General features: G+C 44.3%; 21 protein-coding genes. 5 read left to right on the forward strand and 16 right to left on the reverse strand.

All coding sequences use genetic code 11. The features are described from left to right. Positions 1-10 precede the first annotated feature (10 nt). Complete coding sequence (gene moaA / locus E2R65_RS01215; RefSeq protein WP_204986261.1) at positions 11-1,087, reverse strand: GTP 3',8-cyclase MoaA; 1,077 nt, start codon at positions 1,085-1,087, stop codon at positions 11-13. 87 nt (positions 1,088-1,174) lie between these two features. On the opposite strand from moaA, the gene E2R65_RS01220 reads away from it, so the two are divergent. Then, positions 1,175-1,768: a nucleotidyltransferase family protein gene (locus E2R65_RS01220; protein ID WP_134334654.1), complete on the forward strand. Its 594-nt coding sequence runs from the start codon at positions 1,175-1,177 to the stop codon at positions 1,766-1,768. Between the two features lie 43 nt (positions 1,769-1,811). Here the strand turns inward: E2R65_RS01220 and E2R65_RS01225 are convergent, their stop codons facing one another. From E2R65_RS01225 to E2R65_RS01245, 5 genes are all read right to left on the reverse strand, one after another. Next, complete coding sequence (locus E2R65_RS01225) at positions 1,812-2,990, reverse strand: aldose epimerase family protein (RefSeq protein ID WP_229704587.1); 1,179 nt, start codon at positions 2,988-2,990, stop codon at positions 1,812-1,814. A 44-nt stretch (positions 2,991-3,034) separates the two neighbouring features. Further along, complete coding sequence (locus E2R65_RS01230) at positions 3,035-3,904, reverse strand: HAD-IIA family hydrolase (protein ID WP_134334655.1); 870 nt, start codon at positions 3,902-3,904, stop codon at positions 3,035-3,037. A gap of 57 nt (positions 3,905-3,961) precedes the next feature. Beyond that, positions 3,962-4,999, reverse strand: coding sequence for a hypothetical protein (locus E2R65_RS01235; RefSeq protein ID WP_134334656.1), 1,038 nt, complete (start codon positions 4,997-4,999; stop codon positions 3,962-3,964). 184 nt (positions 5,000-5,183) lie between these two features. Further along, on the reverse strand, positions 5,184-5,585 hold the full coding sequence (locus tag E2R65_RS01240; protein WP_134334657.1) for a GxxExxY protein: 402 nt from the start codon (positions 5,583-5,585) through the stop codon (positions 5,184-5,186). Positions 5,586-5,646: 61 nt separating this feature from the next. Further along, on the reverse strand, positions 5,647-7,005 hold the full coding sequence (locus E2R65_RS01245) for a glutamine synthetase family protein (protein WP_134334658.1): 1,359 nt from the start codon (positions 7,003-7,005) through the stop codon (positions 5,647-5,649). A gap of 129 nt (positions 7,006-7,134) precedes the next feature. Between E2R65_RS01245 and E2R65_RS01250 the strand changes: the two genes are divergently transcribed. Continuing rightward, complete coding sequence (locus tag E2R65_RS01250; protein WP_134334659.1) at positions 7,135-7,545, forward strand: gamma-glutamylcyclotransferase family protein; 411 nt, start codon at positions 7,135-7,137, stop codon at positions 7,543-7,545. 25 nt (positions 7,546-7,570) lie between these two features. On the opposite strand, the gene E2R65_RS01255 is transcribed toward E2R65_RS01250, so the two are convergent. The 6 genes from E2R65_RS01255 to E2R65_RS01280 all read right to left on the reverse strand — a co-directional run bounded on the left by E2R65_RS01255 (position 7,571) and on the right by E2R65_RS01280 (position 18,176). After that, positions 7,571-8,257: a response regulator transcription factor gene (locus E2R65_RS01255; RefSeq protein WP_067063161.1), complete on the reverse strand. Its 687-nt coding sequence runs from the start codon at positions 8,255-8,257 to the stop codon at positions 7,571-7,573. A gap of 103 nt (positions 8,258-8,360) precedes the next feature. After that, complete coding sequence (locus E2R65_RS01260) at positions 8,361-9,476, reverse strand: TlpA disulfide reductase family protein (RefSeq protein WP_134334660.1); 1,116 nt, start codon at positions 9,474-9,476, stop codon at positions 8,361-8,363. 5 nt (positions 9,477-9,481) lie between these two features. Beyond that, entirely contained in the window at positions 9,482-10,951 is a 1,470-nt protein-coding gene (gene gatB, locus E2R65_RS01265) for an Asp-tRNA(Asn)/Glu-tRNA(Gln) amidotransferase subunit GatB (RefSeq protein ID WP_134334661.1), read from the reverse strand. 312 nt (positions 10,952-11,263) lie between these two features. Beyond that, the gene (gene alaS, locus E2R65_RS01270; protein WP_134334662.1) at positions 11,264-13,948 is read right to left on the reverse strand and encodes an alanine--tRNA ligase; all 2,685 of its coding nucleotides are present in this window, start codon (positions 13,946-13,948) and stop codon (positions 11,264-11,266) included. A gap of 140 nt (positions 13,949-14,088) precedes the next feature. After that, the gene (locus tag E2R65_RS01275) at positions 14,089-16,299 is read right to left on the reverse strand and encodes a DUF3857 domain-containing protein (RefSeq protein WP_134334663.1); all 2,211 of its coding nucleotides are present in this window, start codon (positions 16,297-16,299) and stop codon (positions 14,089-14,091) included. Next, complete coding sequence (locus tag E2R65_RS01280) at positions 16,296-18,176, reverse strand: transglutaminase-like domain-containing protein (protein ID WP_134334664.1); 1,881 nt, start codon at positions 18,174-18,176, stop codon at positions 16,296-16,298. Before E2R65_RS01280 ends, E2R65_RS01275 begins: the two co-directional genes overlap by 4 nt. Positions 18,177-18,332: 156 nt before the next feature. Between E2R65_RS01280 and E2R65_RS01285 the strand changes: the two genes are divergently transcribed. The 3 genes from E2R65_RS01285 to E2R65_RS01295 all read left to right on the forward strand — a co-directional run bounded on the left by E2R65_RS01285 (position 18,333) and on the right by E2R65_RS01295 (position 21,532). Then, entirely contained in the window at positions 18,333-18,668 is a 336-nt protein-coding gene (locus E2R65_RS01285) for a MerR family transcriptional regulator (protein ID WP_134334665.1), read from the forward strand. A 49-nt stretch (positions 18,669-18,717) separates the two neighbouring features. Next, complete coding sequence (locus E2R65_RS01290) at positions 18,718-20,805, forward strand: ComEC/Rec2 family competence protein (RefSeq protein WP_134334666.1); 2,088 nt, start codon at positions 18,718-18,720, stop codon at positions 20,803-20,805. Positions 20,806-20,884: 79 nt separating this feature from the next. Beyond that, positions 20,885-21,532, forward strand: a complete 648-nt coding sequence (locus E2R65_RS01295) for a DUF4412 domain-containing protein (protein WP_134334667.1) — start codon at positions 20,885-20,887, stop codon at positions 21,530-21,532. Positions 21,533-21,639: 107 nt separating this feature from the next. Here the strand turns inward: E2R65_RS01295 and E2R65_RS01300 are convergent, their stop codons facing one another. Genes E2R65_RS01300 through E2R65_RS01315 form a run of 4 tightly spaced genes read right to left on the reverse strand, consistent with a single transcriptional unit; the run spans position 21,640 to position 24,924 of the window. Beyond that, on the reverse strand, positions 21,640-22,245 hold the full coding sequence (locus tag E2R65_RS01300; protein WP_134334668.1) for a hypothetical protein: 606 nt from the start codon (positions 22,243-22,245) through the stop codon (positions 21,640-21,642). A gap of 3 nt (positions 22,246-22,248) precedes the next feature. Further along, on the reverse strand, positions 22,249-23,514 hold the full coding sequence (gene bioA, locus E2R65_RS01305; protein ID WP_134334669.1) for an adenosylmethionine--8-amino-7-oxononanoate transaminase: 1,266 nt from the start codon (positions 23,512-23,514) through the stop codon (positions 22,249-22,251). After that, positions 23,511-23,957, reverse strand: coding sequence for an NUDIX domain-containing protein (locus E2R65_RS01310; RefSeq protein ID WP_134334670.1), 447 nt, complete (start codon positions 23,955-23,957; stop codon positions 23,511-23,513). Before E2R65_RS01310 ends, bioA begins: the two co-directional genes overlap by 4 nt. After that, positions 23,950-24,924, reverse strand: coding sequence for a cation diffusion facilitator family transporter (locus E2R65_RS01315; protein WP_134334671.1), 975 nt, complete (start codon positions 24,922-24,924; stop codon positions 23,950-23,952). Before E2R65_RS01315 ends, E2R65_RS01310 begins: the two co-directional genes overlap by 8 nt. Positions 24,925-25,014: the final 90 nt, after the last annotated feature.

Genomic DNA, 25,014 nt, shown 5'->3' on the forward strand with positions numbered 1-25,014 from the left:
TTTTATTGTTTTAACCACCTATAGTGGCCATAGATTCGTGTACGTTTGGATGCTGCATCCGGTTGCTTTCGGCCTGCCAGCCATCTTTTTGGCGGGTGTTGAAGGCAAGGCGCAGGGTTTGTTCCAGCCCGGTTGCCTGCATGCCCGAACGCATCAGATCTTTAATGTTTAACACGCCGTTATCATACAGGCAATTTTTTAAGGTGCCCTGCGGGGTAATGCGGATGCGGTTACATGTACCGCAAAACGTACGGGAATAGGCCGCAATAATGCCTACACCACCCTGATGACCCGGTATTTGATAATTGTAGGATGTGGAGTACTGCGCATCGGCTATTTTTTGTATTTGAGGGAACGCCTGCCTTATCTCGTCCAAAATCCTTACATAATCCCAAACCATGCCGCTGTAGTTGTGCCCGTCGCCATTAAAGGGCATCTCTTCTATAAAACGCACACTTACCGGTAGCTCCTTTGTCAATTCTACCAGCGGGATAATATCCTGTATGTTTTTGCCTGCCATTACCACGGTGTTTATCTTCACCTCCATATCGTGCTTTAAAAGCTGCTGCATGGTGGCCATTACTGCGGCAAATTCATCGCGGCGGGTAATGGCAAAAAACCGGTTGGCATCTAAAGTATCCAGGCTAAGGTTAACCGACCGTACCCCTATCCGCTTTAATTCGGCTACGTGGGGGGCGGTTAAAATGCCGTTGGTGGTAAGGGTAAGTTCTTTTAAACCATCCAGTTTTGACAGCGCCCTCAGCAGCTTCATCAGATCTTTACGCACAAAGGGCTCGCCGCCGGTTATCCTGATCTTTTCTATCCCCATTTTAACCAGCAGGGCGCAGCATTGCAGCATCTCTTCGTAGGTCATCAGCTCGGTGCGTGCCAGCCAGTTTAAACCCTCTTCGGGCATGCAGTAAAAGCAGCGCAGGTTGCAGCGGTCTGTTACGGCCAGGCGCAGGTAATTGATCTTTCTTCCGTGATTATCTAAAAGCAAAAGCGTTTGGGTTATGTTTAATAACAATGGCCGCTGGCCAAAGTTTGGTAAAGTTAATGATTGTAAAGTTTTAAATTGTAGTTTCACTGTATTAATGAACCGGGTGGACAGGCTTATTTTACGGTAAGCAAGGCCCGGAAATTTTTGGGGCAGCGCCCCGCCCGTAGTACCATCATGAAAAATTCAACAACAGCCATTGTGATACTTGCCGCAGGTGCATCGGCCAGGTTTGGTTCGCCTAAACAAAATTTGATGCATAACGGGCAAACACTTTTACAGCATGCCATAAAAAATGCTTTATGCCTAAGCGATAGTGTTATTGTTGTTTTAGGCGCCAACTACGATGCTATTGCACACACCGTATTAAACCAGCCGGTAACTATATTGCATAACCAAAACTGGCCTTTGGGGATGGCCTCGTCCATCAGCATGGCGGTGAAAGAGGCAGGGGCAGCTTACCCCGGCATTACCGCTATTTTATTTTTACTGTGCGACCAGCCTTTTGCCGATGCCGAATTGCTGGGCCAGCTAACCGATACGGCAAAAAATTCAGATAAAGGCATTGTTGCCTCGGCCTATAATCATACGCTGGGTGTGCCTGCTTTATTTAAACAGGCTTACTTTGCCCATCTGTTACGTTTAAAGGGCGAAGAGGGCGCTAAAAAGCTATTGATGCAACATGCGGATGATGTGGCCCGGGTGGCGTTCCCGCAGGGAAGCACCGATATTGATACCCGCATTGATTGGGAGAAATTCAATCAAAAATAAACATGTTGCTGCCACAAATGCCAGGCATCGCGGCAGCAACGTTTTATTGTGCGACTGTAAATTTATAGATAGACTGTGTTTTATATGTTTCGCCGGGCTTTAATACTGTCGACGGGAATGTAGGCTGGTTGGGTGAATCGGGATAGTGCTGCGTTTCCATGGCGAATGAAGTGCGGAAATCATCTTTTTTGCCGCCTTTCATCACATTTTGCGACTGCATGAAGTTACCGCTGTAAAACTGCATGGCAGGCTCTTCGGTAAATACCTGCATCCTGATACCGCTTTTATCGCCGGTAACCGTAGCAACCGGCGTGGTGATATCATGCTTGCTTAACACATAGTTATGATCATAGCCGTTGCCATCCTTTAACTGTACATTGTCGGCATTGACGCGCTCGCCAATAGTGGCGGGCTTGGTAAAATCAAACGGTGTACCCGCCACTGCTTCTACCTTGCCCGTTGGTATCAGGGTAGCATCTACCGGCGTGTAGTTATCGGCGGCTATCTGCACCAGGTGGTTAAGGATAGTACCGCTGCCTTCGCCATTCAGGTTAAAAAAGGCATGGTTGGTTAGGTTAATAACCGTAGTTTTATCGGTAGTGGCGGTGTAGCTTACCTTCATGGCGTTATCATCCGTTAGCCGGTAGGTTACCTTAACATCCAGGTTACCCGGAAAGCCGCCCTCCAGATCTTTAGCCAGGTAGCTTAATTCTAAGGTAGCGCTATCTGTTTGTTTGGCATCCCAAACTACATCCTCAAACGCCGGGCGGCCACCATGCAGCGTATTAGGCCCGTTATTGGTAACCAGGGTGTACTCCCTGCCATCCAGCGTAAATTTGCCCTTGGCAATGCGGTTGGCAAAACGGCCTATGGTTGCCCCGTAATAACGCTCTTTAGAGTTGATGAAACCATCCACATCATCAAAACCTAAAACAACATCTGTCAGCCTGCCGTTTTTATCCGGCACAAACAAGCTTACAATACGGCCGCCATAGTTGGTTACAGCCGCCTGCACGCCATTTTTATTCTTTAAAATATAAAGGTGCGTTTGCTTGCCGTTAATTGTTTTTTCAAAAGCTGCTGCTTTAGGCAGCTGCGGTGTTTGGGTGGTACTATCTGTCATGGTGGGGATTGTTTTTTTATCGGGCTGGTTACAGGCAGCAACAAATATGCCCGCCGCCAGCATAATCGCCAAATTTGGTTTTTTTAATGTATTTAGCATAATATTTTTGTAATTGGTTTTTTGCGATGCTACGGGCCACAGGCTTACAAAGCCAGGGCATCCGGGCCCAGCACAGCGCTATCACAAATATAGGTAGGCACAATGCCGGTGGCCTCTACACGGTTCTGATAATCTGTTGCCTGGGTATTGCCGGTTAATACCAAAACGGTATCCAGGCCAAATTTATTACCACCCATAATATCTGTTTGCAGGGTATCGCCTACCATCACGATCTGCTTTTTGCTGATGCTGCGATACTCGCGGATAAGATCATAAGCAAACATAAACATCTGCGAATCGGGCTTACCAAAACGGATAAATTTTTTACCCACAATGGTTTCTATCATCTGCGCCAAACCGCCAATAGCTATGCCTACATCGCTTTTTGATACCGGGTAGGCATAATCTGTATTGGCCACTATAGCCGGTATGGTGCGTTTGCGCAGCAGGTTTACGGTTTTGTTCAGGTCCTCAAACCAGTCAAACCCCTCATCGTCCATAAATATCAGGGCGTTCACCTTATCAATGTTATGGCTGTTTACCTCCCGTACAGGCAGCGTTTTAAGGCCGGCACTTTCTATGTAATGGGCAGATTCCTGTGTGCCTAAGTAGGCTACATAACCATCATCCACCTTAAGCTCCAGGTATTCTTTGGTTAGCTGGCCCGATGAGATGATCCTATCGGCCGTAACTGCATACAGCCCCTTATCATGATAGGATTGCGCCAGCTGTACGGGGCTGCGCGATGCATCGTTGGTAACAATATAATACTCTTTATTACAGGCTTTAAGGTACTCAAACGTACGCTCGATACCCGGCACCAGGCCGCTATGGGTTTTAAGTACGCCAAACGCATCAAAAAAAATAATTTCGTAACGGTCTATTATCGATTTAAAATCTTCAATACGTTTCATTGTTGGGTTATGGGGTTAGGTCAGATTAATTGGTTTAACGGCAAATTAATCAACCGCTTATTCTAAATTCAGTGCTTTAATAATTACTTCGGCATCAAAGTCGCGGTCTACCGATGGCAGGTAGATCTCCATCGCTTCGGCCTGCAGCTTTTTGGCATATTGTTCGCTAAAAAAGTACTTGCCATCCTTTATCACGTAATTAAGAATAAAGAAACGGTAAGCCTCTTTCAAAAACCTGATCTCGTCGGCCGTAACGGGGTTCACCTTGTGGTACTCTTTCAGGAAGGTGATAAACCTGTCTTCCATCATCGGCCCTATTACATAACTGAATACGGTGCGGTCGCCGGCATCAGATACCACGCGGCTAAAAAAGTAAAAATCAAGCAGGCGGTAGCTCATCCGGAACCAGTCGTAATCCCAGCGCGAATACAGGTCCAGATCGGGCGTTACCGAAAAGTTACCGATATTCCAGTCGATAAAAACGGGGATGATCTCGAACGAGCTCATGTTATAGCGCGACCGGTTCTTTAAAAACTGCTCGCAATGATACTTCAGCAGATCTACCTGCATGCGCGAGCCAAACTTGCGCTCGTCTTTTTCCAGCTGGCGCTGCAGGTCGTAAATATCGGTGCGCAGGGTTTTGGATGATTTGGGCAGCACATTTTTAATGCGCGAGCATGCTTTATGAAACTTGCCCAGCTGCGAGCCCAGCTTACGGATCATATCATCATCCAGCCGGCGCGGCAGCCTTTCCATCATCCTGGTGGGGTTGTAAAACACCACCCAGGCGTCGTTTTTTCCCTGCTTATACCGGTACACGTAAACCCGGTTATTTTTTAACAATGATTTTGACAGCAGGTTTTCGAACGGGTAAAGCAGGTTGTTAGACAGGGATTGAATAATGCGGTGATCCTCTTTAAAATGCTCGAACTTGCCAAAAAAAGAAAGTTTGGCAATAATGATGTCTTCGTCATCAAATGTAATGCGGTACACGTGATTGGTAGAAACCATCGCGCTGATATCCTCGATATCCCGGATGGTTTTAGATTTATCGTAATCTGCCCAGGCAGATCTTATAATGAGGTGAAAGTCCATGATTTTGTCTGGAACCGGGATTAGTTTATAATTGCATAGTTAACAAATCTTAATGTTTATTTAACCACAGAGCGAGCAGAGTTTTTTCACAGAGCTTACAGAGAATTATCGGTTGGCTAATTGCATAGTTACAAATCGTAATATTTATTTTAACCACAGAGTTAACAGAGTTTTTTCACAGAGCTCACAGAGAATTATCGGTTGGCTGTAATGAGCCGTTAATTATCCGTTTCACTCCATCTTTTACTCTAACAACATTAAAATTTATTAGCAGGCCTAATTTGTAGTTACCAAGTTTTAAATAGGTAAGCGTTTGCGCCATATGAATATCGTTGAGCGCTTCTACGCTTTTAATCTCGACAACAACTTTATTTTCTACCAATAAGTCAATCCTGTAACCGCACTCTAATTTTACTTCTTCAAAAATTAACGGCATTGGTTTTTCCTTTACTACAATCAAACCGTTCTTGATCAATTTATAATACAAACATTCTTTGTAAGCGCTTTCTAATAAACCCGGCCCAAGCGTTTTGTGCACTTCAATAGCAGCCCCAATAATTTGACTTGTTATTTCATTTTCAAACATTCATTCCCGGTGTTTCTCTGTGATTTTTTCTCTAAAAACTCTGTGGTTAAATCCCAAAAAACTATATGCTTTCAAAATAGCGCTTCAGTTCCCAGTCGCTTACGCTTTTGGCGTATTGACGGTGCTCCCACAGGCGGGTTTGGGTAAAGTGCTGCACAAAGCCTTCGCCAAACAACTCTTTGGCTATGGCAGAGTTTTGCATGGCTGTGGCGGCATCATACAGGTTGGCATGCAGGCTACCATTGGCTTTGTTCTGATAGCCATTGCCAACAGTTGGGGCTACATCCAGCTTCATTTTGTTTTTGATACCGTAAAGGCCCGATGCCAAAGCTGCCGCAATAGCCAGATATGGATTGGTATCCGAGCCGGGGATGCGGGTTTCTAACCGGGTATATGCTTTTGATGTATTAATAACACGCAATGCAGTGGTACGGTTATCTACACCCCAGGTAATGGTGGTGGGCGCCCAGGCGCCTTCTACCAGGCGTTTGTAACTGTTAATGGTTGGGGCATACATGGGCAGCAAATGCGGCATACAATAAAGCTGGCCGGCCAGGTACTGCTTATGCAGTTCGCTCATTTTGCTGGCATCGTTGCTATCATAAAACAGGTTATCGGTTTGGTCGCTGGTCCATAGGCTTTGGTGGATATGGCCGCTGCAGCCGGGCAGGTTTTGGTTCCACTTGGCCATAAAGGTGGCGGTTAGCCCATGTTGATAAGCAATCTCTTTAACGGCGGTTTTAAACAGCACGGCCTTATCGGCAGCATCCAGCGTTTCGGAATGGGTGATGGCGGCTTCGTACACACCGGGGCCCGTTTCGGTATGAATGCCCTCTACCGGGATATTAAACTGCGTAAGCAAATTAAACAGATCATAATAAAAGGCGCTGTTTTGCGAGGTGCGCAAGGTAGAATACCCAAACATCCCCGGCGACAAGGGCTCCATGTTGGCGAAGCCCTTTTGCTGTAAACTCTGCGGCGTCTCCTTAAAATTAAACCACTCAAACTCTTGCGCAAATTCGGCATGGTAGCCCATTGCGCTGCATTGTTTAACAATTTGTTTGAGCAGGCTGCGCGGGCATGCCGGCAAAGCATCGCCGTTAGGCCCGGTATAATCTGCTAAAAAAAACGGGATGTTATTTTCCCAGGGCACATTGCGCATGGTGGCCACATCAATATAGCATTGCTTATCCGGATAGCCGCTGTGCCAGCCGGTAAGTTCTACATGGTCATACGTAACATCGTTGCTGTCCCACCCAAAAACAACATCGCAAAACCCGTAACCATCCTGCAAGCCATCAATAAACTTTTTTGTGCTGATGACTTTGCCCCGCAATATGCCGTCGATATCGGCAAATGCGAATTTTACCTTTTGGATGTTATTCTCTTTAATATAGCTGATAACCTGTTCCGTATTCATTGCTGTGGATATAAAAAGCCAATTTAAGCAAGATAAATTATATGTAGCGGATAATATTTACCCTCCCCTGCCTGCATATAAACATACCCGCCAAATTACAGGCTTAATAATATTCGCTACCTTTAAATAATGACGGCTTTGTTATTTATTTACGGCACCCTTTTACAACCCGGCAACCCCTTTGCCAATTATTTAAACAGCAATTGCAGCTACGTATGTGCGGGTAAAATAAAGGGCCTGCTGTATGATATAGGCGAATACCCCGGGCTAATTATTAATACCCATGCGGAGGGCTTTGTGCTTGGCAGCGTGGTGAAGCTTCATCAGCCGGCAGAGGGCCTTAAAGTGATTGACGATTACGAGGGCGTTGGGCCGGAGCAGGACCAGCCGAATTTGTATCTACGCACCATACAAACTATTATAACAGCAAAAGGGCCGGCAGATGCCTGGGTTTATATTTACAACCTGCCTGTAGCCGGCTTGCCTGTTATTGCAAGCGGCAATTATCAAGAATTTGCTGCTCACAAAACAGCCCCCTGATTTTTTGCAGGGGGCTGTTTTTATTTTATGCTTCGAATTTATAACCTACCCCTTTTACGGTAGATACACAATCATCCCCCAGTTTTTCGCGCAGTTTACGCACGTGTACATCAATGGTACGGTTGGTAACTACTACCGAGTCTTCCCAGATGTTTTTCAGGATCACCTCGCGGGTGTAAACCTTGCCGGGCTTTGATGCCAGCAGGTAAAGTAATTCAAATTCTTTTTTGGCTAATACAACCTTAACACCTTTTTTATAAACCAGGTAAGCTTCGCGGTCTATCACCAAATCGCCAATTTCCAGTTTGTTATCGGTAACCTCTTCGGGCGGTGCGTTGCGGCGAAGGATGGCGTTGATACGGCTAACCAGTGCACGGGGCTTAATGGGTTTAGCTATGTAATCATCAGCGCCAACATTAAAGCCGGCAATTTCAGAATACTCTTCGCTGCGGGCGGTAAGGAATACCATAAAGGTATTTTTAAACTCGGGCATGGTACGCATAATGCGGCAGGCCTCTATGCCATCCATTTTTGGCATCATAATATCTAAAACGATCAGATCGGGCTGGGTTCTTTTAGCTTCTGCAACTGCTTCCTGGCCGTTGCGGGCCGAATATACCTGGTAACCTTCTTTCTTCAGATTATACTCTATCAGCTCTAAAATATCAGGTTCGTCGTCAACAATTAGTATCTTTTGTTTGCTGGTGCTCATGTATATTTAATTTTGCATAAATGTATAAGCTTAATTAAAGCTAATAGTTAACGCAATATTAACAAATTGTTAAATAACACCGTAAGTTAACCTATAATTGAGGTTATTTAAATGTTTTCTTTAAAAATTCTTCAAGATCGGCGCCGGTTACGTTTTTGGCAACAATATTTCCCTGCGGATCGATGATAAAATTAGACGGGATAGCCTCTATGTGGTAAAGGCGCTCGGTTGGCCCCTCAAAGCGCTGCAGGTCAGACGCATGCGCCCACGTTAAGCGGTCTTTCTTCACCGCTTCATCCCAATCTTTCTTCTCGGTATCCAACGAAATACCCAGGATGTTAAAGCCCTTATCCTTGTAAAGCGCATACTGTTTAACCACGTTAGGGTTTTCCTGCCGGCAAGGGCCGCACCATGATGCCCAAAAATCAAGCATTACGTATTTGCCTTTATAATCGGCCAGGTTTATCTGTTTACCGTTTATACTGTTAATGGTAAAACCGGGCGCTTTATGCCCAACAGAGATGGGCTTGATAACTGCCATTTGCTTTAAAAAGGTTTGCACGGCAGGATTATCCTTAAACTCATCTTTGATCTCATCGGCATACGCAACCATCTGCTGCTCGTATTTATATTGATCTAAAGATGTGGCGGCATAAAAACCGGCCAGCGATTTTTTATTTTCGTTTACAAATTTTAAAACTTCGGCGCTGTAATCGGCTATATTTTTCTGAAACTGCGGCATGTACACCTTCAGCAGCGAATCAGATTCTTTACCCAGCGCTGCAGACTTTGCAGTGTACTCGTCAGATAACTTACTATTCTTGCCGCCGTAAAGGTTACTTATCTTGTTAAATTCTTTAATCTTTTCGGATGTTTCCGAGCCGCTTACCTCATAATCATGGTTAGTGTTGGCAACATCGGTTTTAAAGGTGATCTCATCGCCGTTTTTGGCTACCAGATCATATATATTACCGGCAATACGTAACTTGTAGAGATTGGCATAAGGCGCCGGGTGTTTAAAGGTAAATTCGTTACTGCCGTTTATTTCGGTAGAATCTACAACGTTTACCTGCGAGCTGTCTGCAACCAGCAGATACACTTTTTTAAGGCTGCCGGGGTTTTCCAGCTTGCCCGATACGGTGAAAGTGGTAGCCTGCTTGCACGATGCAATCATCAAAACTGCCAAAAATGCCAGGCAGGTAACAATACGGTTCTTCATATATCTTATTTAGATTCTAATTCTTTTATTAAAAGCTTATTGGTTTTCTGCGGGTCTATTTTGCCTTTAGATAGCTTCATCACCTCGCCCATAAACAAGCCTAAAACGCCTTTCTTACCTTTTTGGTATTCTGTTACCTTATCGGGATACTTGGCCAGGGCCGCACGGATAAACCCATCCAGTTCGCTGCTATCGTCGCTTATCAGTAAGTTTAAGTCTTTAACCAATTGGTCGGCGGTTTTGCTATTTCCTTTCAACATTTCCGGAAATAATTTTTGCGCCGCCACAGAGTTGTTCACTTTACCCTCATCAACCAGTTTGATTAACCCGGCTAAATTTTGTGGCGATAATGCAAAATCAGTAATGCTGATGCCGTTATCATTAATATACGACCTAACAGCCCCCATCACCCAATTAGCAGCAGATTTATAGTTATCTGTATATTGTATTAACCCTTCAAAATAGTTAGCAAATTCTTTATCAGCTATAATTACACCCGCGTCATAATCAGACAGGCCAAGTTGGGTGGTATATTTTTCGAATAGCTGGTTGGGCAAGGCAGGCATATTACTGCGGATGTGCGCCAGCATCGCTTCTGTGATCTGCACAGGCAACAGGTCGGGCTCGGGGAAATAGCGGTAATCGTTCGCCATTTCTTTGGAGCGCAGCACAGATGTTTCGCCGGTATCGGCATTAAAATTAAGTGTGTTCTGGTCGATATGGCCGCCTGCTTCAATAACTTTTACCTGGCGGGCAAACTCATGCTCGATGGCGCGCTGCACATTGCGGATAGAATTCAGGTTTTTTACCTCGCAGCGGTTGCCGTACTTAGGCGCCCCTTTCAGGCGTACAGAGATATTGGCATCGCAGCGCATACTGCCCTCTTCCATATTACCATCGCAAATATCCAGGTAACGCAGCAACCGGCGAATCTCGGTGAGGAACTGGCCGGCCTCTTCGGCGCTACGCAGGTCGGGCTCGGATACGATCTCTATCAGTGGCACCCCTGCCCTGTTCAGGTCTATCAGCGAATAATGGTCGTGCTGGTCGTGCGAGCTTTTACCGGCATCATCCTCCATATGGATATGGTGAATGGCAATGGTTTTTGATGTACCATCGGCCAGTTTCACAGTTACACCGCCGCCCAGACATATGGGCTGCTGATCCTGCGTGGTTTGAAAACCCTTCGGCAGATCGGCATAAAAGTAGTTTTTACGGGCAAAGGTGTTGTTAAGATTGATCGTGCAATTACAGGCAAGGCCCATTTTAACCGCATACTCTATCATCCTTTTATTGATGCGCGGCAAAGTACCCGGGTGCCCCAATGAAACGGGGCTGACATGGTGATTAGGTGCGGCGCCAAATGCAGCCGAATCTGAAGAGAAAGCCTTACTTAATGTAGATAATTGCGCGTGTACCTCTAATCCAACAACCAACTCGTACTTATCGCCCACGCTGCTTTGTGAAACTGCCATAGATATATTCAGCTGTAATTCAGCATTGATGAAACCTGCCAAATATAGTATTATTAGTTATTTTATAGCACCCGATAACATCATTTTTAAAGCTTTGTTAACCTTTAAGCTTTAAGCTTTGGCAACTCTTTAAGCTTTGTCAACTTTTTAAAAGTTGACAAAGCAGACAAAGCTATTTATTATCGTCTATCATCATCGTGATGCCTGGTTTACCGTTAATTTCGGTAGCCGGTACAATTTTAAAGCTTCTGGAACTCTTTAAGCTTTGTCAACTTTTTAAAAGTTGACAAAGCATGACAAAGCTATTTATTATTATGGTATAAAGGTTTTGGCCTTTGCCAGTGCATTATCTATCCCGCTTAAATCGCTGCCGCCGGCGGTTGCAAAAAATGGCTGACCACCGCCACCGCCTTTAACCTCTTTAGCCAGTTCTTTAACGATGTTGCCTGCATGCAAACCTTTCTCTTTTACCAGGGCCTCATCTATCATCACTGTGATGCTTGGCTTGCCATTAATATCTGCAGCCAATACCAGGAATAAATTCGGCACAATATCTTTTAAATTGTAGGCCAGGTTTTTAATGGCATCAGCATTAGGTAACGCTACCTTTTGGGCGATGAAATTGATGCCGTTAATATTTTCGGCCGTTTTAGCCAATTCATCTTTTAAGCCTGATGATTTTTCCAATACCGATTTCTCGATCTCTTTTTTCAGGCGGTTATTTTCCTCTAATAAAGCCTCAATGCTTTTGGCCACATCTTTAGGGTTTTTAAGCAGATCTTTTACCTGTTGTACCAGTTTGGTTTGTTCGGTAATAAAATCTTCGGCAGCTGTACCGGTTATGGCCTCTATACGGCGCACACCTGCAGCTACTGCACTTTCTGCTATAATTTTAAAGTAACCGATTTGCCCAGTTGCCTTAACGTGCGTACCACCGCAAAGCTCTTTACTAAAGGAATCATCAAAGGTTATTACGCGTACATAGTCGCCATACTTTTCACCAAACAGGGCTGTAACGCCGCTTGAGATAGCTTCCTGGTAGGCAACCATCCGTTCTTCCTTTAGTTGGATATTCTCGCGGATCTTGCCGTTAACAATGGTTTCTATCTGCGCTATTTCTTCCTCGGTAACTTTTGCAAAATGCGAAAAATCGAACCTCAGGTAACCGGCATTCACCAATGATCCTTTTTGGTTTACGTGTGTGCCTAAAACCTGCTTCATGGCGGCATGCAGCAAGTGCGTAGCACTATGGTTGTTTTCTATACTGTTGCGTTTGGTTGCATCAACAATAGCGGTTAAAGCATCATCCGGCGTTGATGGTATCTTATCTGTAAAATGAACGATCAATCCATTCTCTTTTTTAGTATCGGTTACCTCTATGATCTCGCCATTAGGGAAAACCAATTCGCCGGTATCACCCACCTGGCCGCCACTTTCGGCATAAAAAGGTGTTTTATCCAGTACTATTTGGTATTGCTCTTTACCCTTAGCCGTTACCTTACGGTATTTAATGATATGAGCGATGCTTTCCGTTTCATCGTACCCGGTAAACTCTACGTTATCGTCATCTTTTAAAACTACCCAGTCGCCGGTATCAATAGCAGTAGCTGCACGTGAACGGGTCTTTTGTTCTTGGAGTGCTTTTTCAAAACCTTCCATATCGACGTCCCAACCCCGCTCTCTTGCCATCAATTCAGTTAAATCTATTGGAAATCCATATGTATCAGATAAAACAAAAGCAAACCCGCCTGGAATTGTCTTAGCCTTAGTATTTTCAACATGATCATGAACAACGTAAGCCATTGATTTCTCAGGATTTTCTAAATAGTCTTCAAATAAATAAATTCCATTACCTAAAGTTTTTAAAAAACTAACTTCCTCTTCTCTAATCACCTTCTGCACAAAATCCTTTTGATTGTATAATTCATCAAACACACCTTTAAATTGCTCGGCCAGTAAAGGCACCAACTCATTAAAAAATGGTTCTTTAAAATGTAAGGTTTGGTAGCTGTAACGTACCGCGCGGCGCAGTATCCTGCGGATAACGTAACCTGCTTTGTTGCTTGCCGGCAATTGTCCGTCGGCAATGGCAAAACTGATGGCACGGATATGATCTGACAGTACGCGCATGGCTACGGCATCAGCCCAATCGGCATCACCGGGTTTGGCAGCGCTGTTATACTTTTTACCGCTTTTCTCCGCAATAAATTGGATCATCGGCTGGAATACGTCGCTATCGTAGTTAGAACTTTTGCCTTGCAGTACACGCACCAAACGCTCAAAACCCATCCCGGTATCTACGTGCTTGGCAGGCAATGAGTGCAGCGAACCATCTTTGATACGGTTAAACTGCATGAATACGTTGTTCCAGATCTCGATCACCTGGTGGTGGTCGGCGTTGACCCAATCAGCGCCACTTTTTTCGGCACGCTCGTTATCCGGGCGGCTGTCAAAGTGGATCTCCGAACACGGTCCGCAGGGGCCGGTTTCGCCCATTTCCCAAAAGTTATCCTTTTTATTGCCGGGCAATATGTGTGCTTCATCTACATATTGTTTCCACAGATCGTAAGTTTCGGTATCTTTTTCCAAACCTTCCTTTTCGTCACCTTCAAAATAGGTTACGTAAAGGCGGTCCTTGTCCAACTTATACACTTCGGTCAGCAATTCCCAGCTCCAGGCAATGGCGTCTTTTTTAAAGTAGTCGCCAAAGCTCCAGTTACCCAGCATCTCAAACATGGTATGGTGATAGGTATCTATACCCACCTCCTCCAGATCGTTATGTTTACCGCTCACACGCAGACAACGCTGGGTATCGGCCACGCGTGGCGCTTTTGCGGGTGCTTCGCCCAAAAACACATCTTTAAACTGGTTCATCCCGGCGTTGGTAAACATCAGGGTTGGGTCGTTTTTTACAACAATAGGTGCGCTTGGCACAATAATGTGGCCTTTAGCAGCAAAAAAATCAAGAAAAGCCTGGCGTATTTCTTTAGCGGTCATAGTGTGCAAAGGTAAAAAATTGTATGAACCTGAATTAACAGAATTTAGGAATTAACAGAATAGGTTGCTAACAGTACAGGACCTTAAAAAAGGCCCTGTGCTGTTAGAATTATAAGATTGTTAAATCTGATCAATCCCGGTTATTTCTCTAACAATATTTTTTGATTGTTAAAGGCAAAGCCTGCATCTATCAATTCGCTAACCAAGGGCCAGTCGGCAGCTTTTTCAAAATTATTGTTGTAAACGCGGTTAACCGTAATATTTAATACGCTGCCATTTACGGTTGCGGCAGAACTAAACAAACCTGTTTTATTGGCTTTTTTAGTGTTCAACTCTTCTACTCCTTTTACTTTATAGCCCTGCGGAATGGTGATATTTAAGGTATATTTAAAACTACGCGCAGCAGGCATGTAAACGTCAATCGTGCGTTTACGGTCTTTTTCATCAAGCTGCATGAAGCTTCCGGTAAGCTTACCTGCGTCAATAATATAATTGTTGCCTGCTTTTTTAACCAAATTATTTAATACCACTGTTGAGGTATATTCAAACACCGGCTTATTGTTTTCGATAGCCGGATTCAGCACCTTGTAATCGCTGATCTGCAAAGGCTCCTGGTCAAACTGGCCCTTTGCTTCTTCCATAAAGCTTTTGCGAAGCTCTACCGGCGATTTGCCCATACCGCCCAAAAATGCATCGGCAGATTTTTTGGTATCCGGGTTTCTCGATAAGCGTTTGGCCAGTGGGTGGCCGTTCACCAGTTCCATTAAACCGTTATCGATATCCATTGCGCTTAACAGGTTTTTTTGATCGGCGTGGCGCATATACCCGGTTTGTTTAACCAGCCTTTGCACCTTTATCTTCTGCATATCGGCCAGTAATGAAACATTCAGCTGCTCGGTAATATTATTTTTATCGGCGCTTATTACAGGTATGGTTGTATCCATTTCATCAAATATATACTTGGTGCTGCTTTTACGTTTTGGCACCATGCTGATCGCTTTTTCGCCCTGAAACTTGGCCGGTATTTCATTAAAGTGCGTAAGGGCATCATCAAAGCACATATAAAGCGGTTTGCTGCCGTTACTAATGCGTATTAATGCGTCGAGATCAGAAAAATTGTAAACGTTATTTAAAGCACTGTTATCGCGCGAGCTAACCAGCAGCACCTCATGCGCAATATCCATATCCGTTAATATGCGGCTGATGTTAATGGTAGCTATTGTACCCTTTGCCTTGCGGTAATTCAGCATGCTCAGGTCCTCCAGGTCATCTTTACCATAATTGCCAAAAACGTGCAGTTTCCAGGCATCGTACAGTATCTTCATCGAACTATCGAGCGGCGCTGCCTTTAAATTCTTTTTGCTGTCAAAATAGTCTTTCATTCTTTCCTTGGGCGTGTCATCAATGGGATTATCCACCTCACTAAAAAATTTCTGAAAAAGCTCTTTGTTGGCTGTTAGGCCACCGGCCCTTGCTGCCGGGTTGTTATAAGTCATCATTTTTGATTTTGCCGCGCTGCTTATTTCGATATAAGGATACTGGCGGTACACCGAAACCCATTTTTGGCTTTGATACTTCGGCAGGTCCCTGGCACTCATTTTAAACACATGGTCGTTATTTGGCAGGGTGCTTTCTTCCAGCTGCGGGGCGCCGTTGGCAGCGATATAATAAACCGATGTTTTATCATTAAACTGAAAATACAGCGAATAATTAATTATCGGGTATTCGTCGGCCAGGGTATAGATCTGGTCGTTCTTTTTATAAGAATCTTCCATCGAATTTTCAGACAGATCGTTGTTACAGATATAGTAATCCAGGATATCGCCAACCTGCAGCCCCGAAACAGCTAATTTGCCTTTCTGATCTTTACCGGTATTTTTTAACAGCACTTCCTCGCTTGTATTAACGGTAGATTCCTGCCCGTTCGGCTTTATGATCTTAGCGCCGATATAGGTATTGTGCACATCGTTCATCTTCGCTATTAAAAACGACTGGCTTTTATCCAGCTTTTTTTGATACTCCAGGGTTGAGTAACGCTCTAATGCCGATTTATCGTTGATCTTCACTCGCTCGTGTAGGGTCGAGACCTTGGTTACCCTGTTAGCTACACCAGCTGTTATGATCATAAACTTAACCTTAAGGTTTGACGTACGCTGAAAAGTGTATGACTGCGCCAGTATCACCGCGCTTTCGTTAGCATATTTTGCCGGCACATCTTTAATACTAAATTCGGGCCCGGCGGCGCCCCAAACCAGTTTTTGTATCTCGGCGGCTTTTTCGTTGTACGTTTGGGCCCGTAATACGGTAATGGCTGTAATTAAAAAGAATAATAAGAGTAAAGGTTTTTTCATTCGGATATCGGTTTAATGGTAAGGGCGTCGTTATATGTTTTTATCAATTGCTCCATATCTGTATTCCATTGGGCAAATGCGTTTTTTGGCAAATGCGTATTTTTTATCAGGATGCTTTTTTTGTAAGTAACCTTGCCTGCTGCGGTACTGTACTGGATATGGAATTCATAGCCGGCATTTACAATATTTAAGGCTGCGGGCAACGATGCCGCCTTATAGCCCTGCGGCAGGGTAAGCTCAACCGAACGGCTAAGGTTTAAGCGATGGTCAAACCAATAATCGTGCTTCCTTTCGTCTGTTTTTATAACACCATCCATATACTCTTTAGTGTTATCCAGATCGATGTAATACGTTTTGCCGAAAGACGATATGCCGTTTTTGGTTTTAACGTTGTATGATACCGTCAGGTCCTTATCCGGGTTGCTTGTACCGGATAGTACCAGGTTGCTGATGCTGTAATCATTATTATCGCCGGCAAGGTATTTTATCATGGCGTCTTCTGTTCTTTCGCGCTTAATGCTGTTGATGCCTGTTAATATCTCCTCTTTATCTTCCCCTTTCCAGGTGTAGTTTACCGTGCCTGTTATAGCGCCATCTGCAATAGCCAGGTGTGCTGTTTGTATATTGGCATTTTGCCCGGCAAGTGCAACCGGCACCCTGGCCAGGCGGTATTTTTCGCCATCTTCTATCAATACCTGCCGGCCCTGTATGCGTTCGGCGTATTCGTCAAAACCCAGGTAACTTTCGGTAGCATCTAAAAAATAGGTTTTGGCTTTATAATTAAGCGCACAAATCATATGGTTATCTACAGCCAGCGATGGTGTTTGATAATCATAAGCAATATGTTTTGTGCCCAGCCAGCAAAGCCTTGCATCAAAACCTGCTGCGGTTAGCAATGCCTTGGTTAAATTAGCCATCCCTTTACAATCACCGTATTTTTTGCGTAAAACCTCATCAGCATTCTCGGGCCTGAAACCGGCCATACCATCTTCAAAAGCAATGTACCTGATGTTATCCTGCACGTAATAAAATATCGCTTTTACCTTATCAATATCGTTTGTAAGCCCGGCAGTAAGTTCATGTGCTTTTGTGGTAATAGCAGCCTGGTCGGCAACGGTATTTTTAATAAGGCTGTGATACCATTTGTACTGATCATCGAGCGTGTTAAAATAAGTAGCTGTAGTGCCCCCAACCGTGGCCGATTTGCAAAGCACCATCAAATGCGGATACAGATAAGTTGGGCCGGGGCTGTTCCCCTCATGCCTGGTAGCCGGCAGGTTTTTAATGGTGTAGGTAATTATATCGGCATCGTCGGCGCTAACGTATTGGGTATTTTTGGTGATATTAAAGCCGTTAAAATTATACTCTTTAAATTCCACCTTCATCCAGCGGGGCACCTTCAGTATAATTTGCTTTTGATTTACAGCATAAGGTTCAGAGAAGCCAATGCTGGTAAAGTAACGCGGGTCGTCAACCGTTTCATCAAATGAAACCACTGCAAGGCCGCCTTTTTTAGGGATGGTTACCGGGAAATAACAGATCTTTTGATCGGAGTAAAAAATATCATTGCTGCCATAGTAGTTATAAACCGGCTTAAAATCTGCGGGGGTGCGGCCATCTACCTTACACTCCACCTTATTTATGGCAATGTGGTTGTTATAACTTTCGGCAACGGGCACGTTTGCCATAAAATTATTAGCAATGTAAGTAGTGGTAAGCCTTTGCTTAATTTCTATAGCGGCAGTTTTTGCATTTTGTGCAAACTGGTAAGTTTCTACTGCGGAATTGATAGTTACTGCCGAATCGGCTGTATTACTAAAAGCTGTGTGAACACATAGTATGCCTATGGCAAACGTGAAAAGAGGTTTAGTCATCATTAATCAGGACACTAAAATAATATTATTTTTACGCTATCGAAATACAATTTTAAATTCGGATACGGCTTTAAAGTATCCTGATAAAAACTATCTACTAATTTTACATTTTAGACTGCTGCACTTGCACACTTAACCCCTAAAACTTTACATTTGCATATGCCTTACAAAGAACGAGAGATCAGCAAGATGTACTACACCATGGGGGAGGTTACGGCTATGTTTGGTGTTAACCATTCGCTGATACGTTTTTACGAGAAAGAATTTGATGTACTGCAGCCAAAAAAAAATAAAAAGGGCAACAGGTACTTCACCCCCGAAGACCTGGAGAATTTTAAGATCATTTTTCACCTGATAAATGACAAGGGCTACACTCTGCAGGGCGCTAAAGACCACCTGAAGAACAACATGGGCGACACCCGCGATAACCAGCGCGTGATCGACTCTTTAGAAAACCTGAAAAAATTCCTGCTGGAAGTTCGCGACGAGTTGTAATTATTCTATTTTTATTCCGTGGATAACCTTATCACCGGCGCGGATAAACATGATAGCTAAACACAAGGGCGAAATACCCGTTGTTGTGCTCTTACTCCCCTTTTTGGCCGGCATAAGCGGTGCGCTATACTTTTTAAATACTTCAAACAGCTTTGTTTTAGCTGCGCTGCTTATCCTAAGTTTATCATTTATCACCTTTAACCTGGCTTATACGCCCCTGCGCATCTATAAGGTGCGCTGGCTGGGCGGCTTGCTGATCTATCCTACACTCTGCCTGCTGGGATGGTTTATCACCACAGAGCATAACGAATTGAACAACACGGCACACTTTGCTAAACTGCCTGCCCGGCAATTAATAGCTGTGATTAGCTCAGAACCTGTTGTGAAGAACGATATGGTGCGCTTTACGGCCAATATTAAACAAAGTATCAATAACAAACAGATTCAAAACACCAATGGTACCCTGCTTATCACCATTAAGGACGAACTGGCTAAAAACCTGTTTTACGGCGAACAATTGCTGATCCCTGCCAGCTATACGCCTGCAAACCCACCCTTTAACCCCGGTGAATTTAATTATAAACAATACCTGGCCAATAAAAATGTGTATTACCAGGCATCCCTGTATCCTAACCAATACCGGGTAATAGCCGCCTGCAAGGGCAGCCCGGTAATTACTTATGCATTAAAACTAAGGCAAAACCTGGTAGAAAAACTCAAACGCAACCTGCACGATACCACGGCAATTGCCGTTGCATCTACCCTGATACTGGGCTACAAAGCCGACCTGAGCAACGATGTTTTGCAGGCTTATTCCAAAACAGGCACTATCCATATCCTGTCGGTATCGGGCGGGCATGTGGCTATTATTTATCTGCTGCTGGGCTGGGCGCTTACCTTTCTGAATACCTCGCATCGCGGCAGAATAATCAAGGCTGTTGTTATCATCACCCTGATATGGGCTTATGCTTTGCTTACCGGTTTTTCGCCCGCGGTTTGCCGTGCCGCGGTAATGATAAGCCTGCTTATCAGCGGTAAAACGTACAGCAGGTACATCAGCACCCTGAATTTACTGGCCACATCGGCATTTGCCTTGCTTTTATATAACCCGCTGTTACTGGCTGATGTGGGTTTCCAGCTTTCGTACCTTGCAGTTAGCGGCCTGGTTGTTTTCCAGCCGATAATTTATAGATGGTTTAACTTTAAAAATAAACTTGCTGATAAGATCTGGCTGGCCTGCTCGGTATCTGTTGCCGCCCAAGCCATCACTTTTCCGTTAAGCGCTTACTATTTTCACCAGTTCCCGGTTTATTTTTTGGTGAGCAACCTGCTGATAGCCATACCGGTTTTTATTATTATGTATAGCGGGTTATTGTTGCTGTTGCTGCCGCAGATGCCCTGGGTTTCGGCAGCGCTGGGGTACGTTCTGGAAAATACCATCCTGCTGATGAATAAGGCGCTTGGCTTGATAGAGCATTCGCCGTACGCCGCTATAAACAAGATCTGGTTAAGCAAGCCCGAATATTTGCTGCTGTGCGCGCTTATCATGTTGCTATTTTATTTTTTGCACACGCCAAAAAAATGGCTGGTAAAAGCCATGCTGATGTGCCTGCTGTTCTTCGGCATCAGTATCGGCCTTAAAAAGATCCGTGCCGATAACACCTCTTCCGTCACTTTTTTAAACCTGCGGAAACATACCGGCATTGTTTTTAAAAATGGCAGCCACGGCGTGGTATTAACCAACCTGCCCCAAACGGATAAGAATTTCCAATACTCGGTACAGCCCTGTTTGGATAGCAGCCGCATTACCGGTTACCAGGTTTATAATTTAGATAAGGATATTGATTTGCCGTGGTTTAAAAAGGTAAATAACCTGGTGCAATTTCAAAATAAAAAGCTGCTGCTGTTATACGATAAGGCGAAATTCAAGTCGATACCCCGGCAGGCAGGTATTGATTATGTGCTGATTAGTAATAACACCGGTTATGATAAAACGATGCTGCAAGGCAAAACCATTATTATAAATGCGGATAATACGGATAACTACATTCAGGACTTTTTAGCCGAAAACAAAAATGCAGCAGGAAATTATAAGATCTTAAAACGTAACAAATCTATCTGCATCGTATCTAACTGACGTAACTAACTTAAAAAATATATAAATAACTTGCACAAGAGTTAATTACACACTAAATTGTATCCATCAAATTAAAACTATGAAAATTAAATTATTTACTGTTGCCACGGGTTTAGCCCTAACGGCAACAGCTATCAGCGCCAGCGCACAAAAAGCTTATAAAGAAGGTGTTGCTGTGATCTCCATGAACGCAATGGGCCAGACTATCGAAGCAAAAAATTATTTCAGGACAGATTCGTCTGCTATCTCATTTAACTCGGGGCCTGCAGTAATAAAGGTTTTATCAGACACAAAAGGCACTTATATGGCCGTGTTGATTGATGTTGCTGTTGCTTCTATGAAAAAAGCGGCTATTGCCACACCTGCCGAAGTAGAAGAAGAGATGGGCAAGTTACCGGCGCTTACCTTTGCCCCCGGTACAGAAACCAAGGTTATTAATGGCTTTAACTGTAAAAAAGTAGTAGCTACCGACCCTAAAACAAGTAAAACTTATGATATCTGGGTAACTAACGATGTTTCTTTACCGCCAAATGCGGCTTCTAAAGTTTATGCTAAGGCAGGCGGCTTACCAATTCAGTATGTTACCTTCCAAAACGGGCAACCGTCTCAGGTTACCATAAAAAGTATAGCAGAGCAAAAAGTACCTGCAGGCACATTCGCTATCCCGGCTGATTTTGATAAGATCACGATGGATGACCTTAAATCTATGAGCGGCGGCGGTAACTAAGCCAAAGCTGTTATCATTATCTGAACTCCGAATTTTTAGAATTCAAGGAATTAACAGAATGCTGTGATCCTTGAATTCTAAAAATTCTTTGATCCGCTAAATTCGGGTTAAACTACTTCTGAAGACAGGTTGCTTACCCAATTCTTAAACAACCTTGTTTCCATGTCAACCGCTTTTTGGGCATGGCTTTCCCACTCCGGCGAAAATTTTTGCAGCTGATTGATCATCTCTTCCAAATGCCCCTCTTCTTCTAAAATGATAGATTTTACATTCACTTTGCTTTTGGCAGCATCCAGCGCATCCTGGTAAACAGGGTAAAGTTCATCGGCCCTTACTTCTATGGCATAAGTTACCAGCAGGTAAGCTGCAAAACGCAGGCCGGCACCGGTTAGGTTTAACTCCTTTTTAAGGTAGCGGCAAACATCAATATCCAGCTGGTTTAAATAATACTTGCTGTATGCGGGCGCTATTAGGTATTGTGCAGCATAGGTAGGTAACTCGCTGCCTGTTTTTTCTATTTGTTTTTTCAGATAAAAAGCATGGCGGTGTTCTTCGGCGGCATGCTTTAAAATAATGTAGGTAACGGTTGCCGGATCTTCACTTGCCGAGATCTTACGGGCGCCGGTATTCTCCATTAAAGATAGTGTGTTTAACCAGCGTGCATGTAAATGGTTATCGGCAATTATTTGGGGCAGTATAGTATGTAATTCCATGTGTTATAGTTCGTCAAGGGCTTGCCCTATGGTGGCGTAAATGTAGTCGAGTTCGGTATCAGTAATGCAATACGGGGGTAAAATGTAAATAATATTACCCAATGGCCTTAATATAACGCCTTTATCTAAAAAGTAATTATACAGCTTATCGCGCAGGCCGCTAAAATAGGAGGTGTTGTTACCTGTTTCCCATTCCAGCGCCAGGATAGTACCCGTTTGGCGGGTGGACCTTAAAGACCGGTGGCCTTTTACCTTATCGGCAAAGGTGGTATGCCGGGTAGCGATCCTGTTGATGTTTTGTTGGGTTGATGGCTCCAAAAACAGATCAAGGCTGGCCAGCGCGGCGGCACAGGCTACAGGGTTGGCCGTATAAGAATGTCCGTGAAAAAGCGTCTTCATCTTATCGTCGGACAGGAAGGCATCATAGATCTGCTGCGTACAGGTAGTTAACCCGAATGCCATGGTCCCCCCGGTAAGGCCTTTAGAAAAGCACATGATATCGGGCTGCGTTTGCACATGGTTACAGGCAAAGGCCTTGCCTGTGCGCCCGAACCCGGTAAAAACTTCGTCATCTATCAGCAATACGCCTTCAGCACGGCAATGGGCCATCAATTCATCCAGGTATCGGGCCTCATACATGATCATCCCTGCGGAACCCTGCACCAAAGGTTCGAAAATAAAAGAAGAGATTTGAGATTTGAGATTTGAGATCTGAGATTTTAAGGACTCAATATTGTCCGCATTCGGCAGATCAATAAATTCTACCTCAAACAGCAAACTATCAAATGCAGCCGTAAAAGCGCTGCGGCCACTTACCGACATGGCGCCGAAAGTATCGCCATGATATGCGTTTTTAAATGCAATGATCTTAGTACGCTGCTCGCCTTTGTTATGCCAGTACTGCAGGCACATTTTTATGGCCACCTCAATAGCGGTAGATCCGTTATCTGAATAAAAGGCTTTGGCCTGGTTTGCAGGTAAAATGGCCAAAAGCCGTTCGGCCAGTTCAACCGCGCCGGAGTGGGTAAAGCCTGCAAATATTGCGTGCTCTAACTGCAGTAGCTGTTCGGCCACTTTTTTGGCTATGTATGGATGCGCATGCCCGTGAATATTAACCCACCAGGATGATATGGCATCTATATATTTTGTACCATCTTCGGCATAAAGGCAGGCGCCCTCTCCCCTCACAATGGGTATGGGCGGCTGTGCCGTTTTCATCTGGGTATAAGGGTGCCAGATAACCTGCAGATCACGTTCTACTAAATTCATATACTTTTAATTAACAGGTCGGCAACGTACTGGTCTGTCGGGAAGGTAAATTCATCAACCGTCAGGTTGCTCAGTTTAACCCAGCGGAACGATTGTAAAACATCCCCCTCGCCGTCAAAATCAAACAAAACAGTTTTGGTGGTAAACCGCAGATCAGACACGGCCTTTACCAGGTAATAAACACTGATGATCTGCGAATCGTTAAAAGCCGACTTTACAAAAAAATCTGTGGTGTAAAAATGGCTTATTACTTCTACTTCCGTATTGCACTCTTCCACAAATTCGCGTTTAAGGCCCTCAATCAGCCCCTCGCCATACTCCAGCCCCCCGCCGGGGAACTTGGTAAAGCGAAAGCCATACTCCTGCTCGTCGCTTATCAATACCTCGTTACGGGCATTTATCAGCAGGCCATAAACACGTACATTAAAAAACTTTTTACTCATAGTGCTTTTTATTGCGCATTACTTTTTCCAGGGTCCACGGTATATCTTCGGTTTTACCTTCGCTGCGAATGGGGCAATTAGGCATACTGCAATAGTGGCAGCAATCGGGCAGGCATGGGTCTGTATGAATAAAAAACTCGGTTAAGATCCCGGCATTTTTATTCACCAGTTTCTCTACCAGTTTTACCTCTTCGTGCACGCGGTTAAGGTCAAAATAGTTGGGCAGGGTTAAATGGCAATCAATATGCAACTCGTTACCATACTTTTGGGCGCGCAGGTTATGAATATCTATCCACTCTTCGTGGCGATGCTCGCCTAAAACCTTTACTACATCGCTTACAATGCTAAAGTCGGTTTCGTCCATCAAACCCGCAACCGACCGGCGGATAAGCTTATAACCGGTAAATAATATATAACACCCAACTATAACAGACAGGGCGCTATCCAACCACAAGATCCTGGTGAAATAGATGAGCAGCAAGCCAACAACCAGTCCGCAGCTGGTAACGGTATCGGTAAGCAGGTGCCTGCCATCAGCTTCGATGGTGATAGAGGGCAGCGACTTGCCTTTTTTGATCATATAATAACCCAGCAAACCGTTAACCAGGCCGGTAGTACCAATAATAGCGGCACCCACCAACAGATCATGAATCACCTCCGGGTAAAATATACTGTAGGTTGATTTAACAACGATGATCATTCCGGCTATGGCAATAAGCGCCCCTTCTATAAAAACCGAAAAGTACTCCACCTTGCCATGGCCGTAAGGGTGGTTCTCGTCTCGCGGCTGCGATGCCAGGTAGATGCTGAAAAAAGCGAAAGAACTGGCCACCACATTTACAATGCTTTCGGCAGCATCAGTTAACACAAAGTTGGAATTGGTTAAAAAGTAGGCACCGAACTTCATTACCATCAGCGCTATGCCGGTAATAAGCGAGACCAGAATTATCCTTTTTTGTTCCTTCAAAACATCTGTTTTTAGCGAGGCCAAACTTACGGAATTTTAACTTTGCCGTTTAGTTAAAACTGTAACATGTTTGGTTTACAAAGGTTATGC

This window comes from Mucilaginibacter phyllosphaerae (genome assembly GCF_004378255.1).
Lineage (GTDB): Bacteria > Bacteroidota > Bacteroidia > Sphingobacteriales > Sphingobacteriaceae > Mucilaginibacter > Mucilaginibacter phyllosphaerae.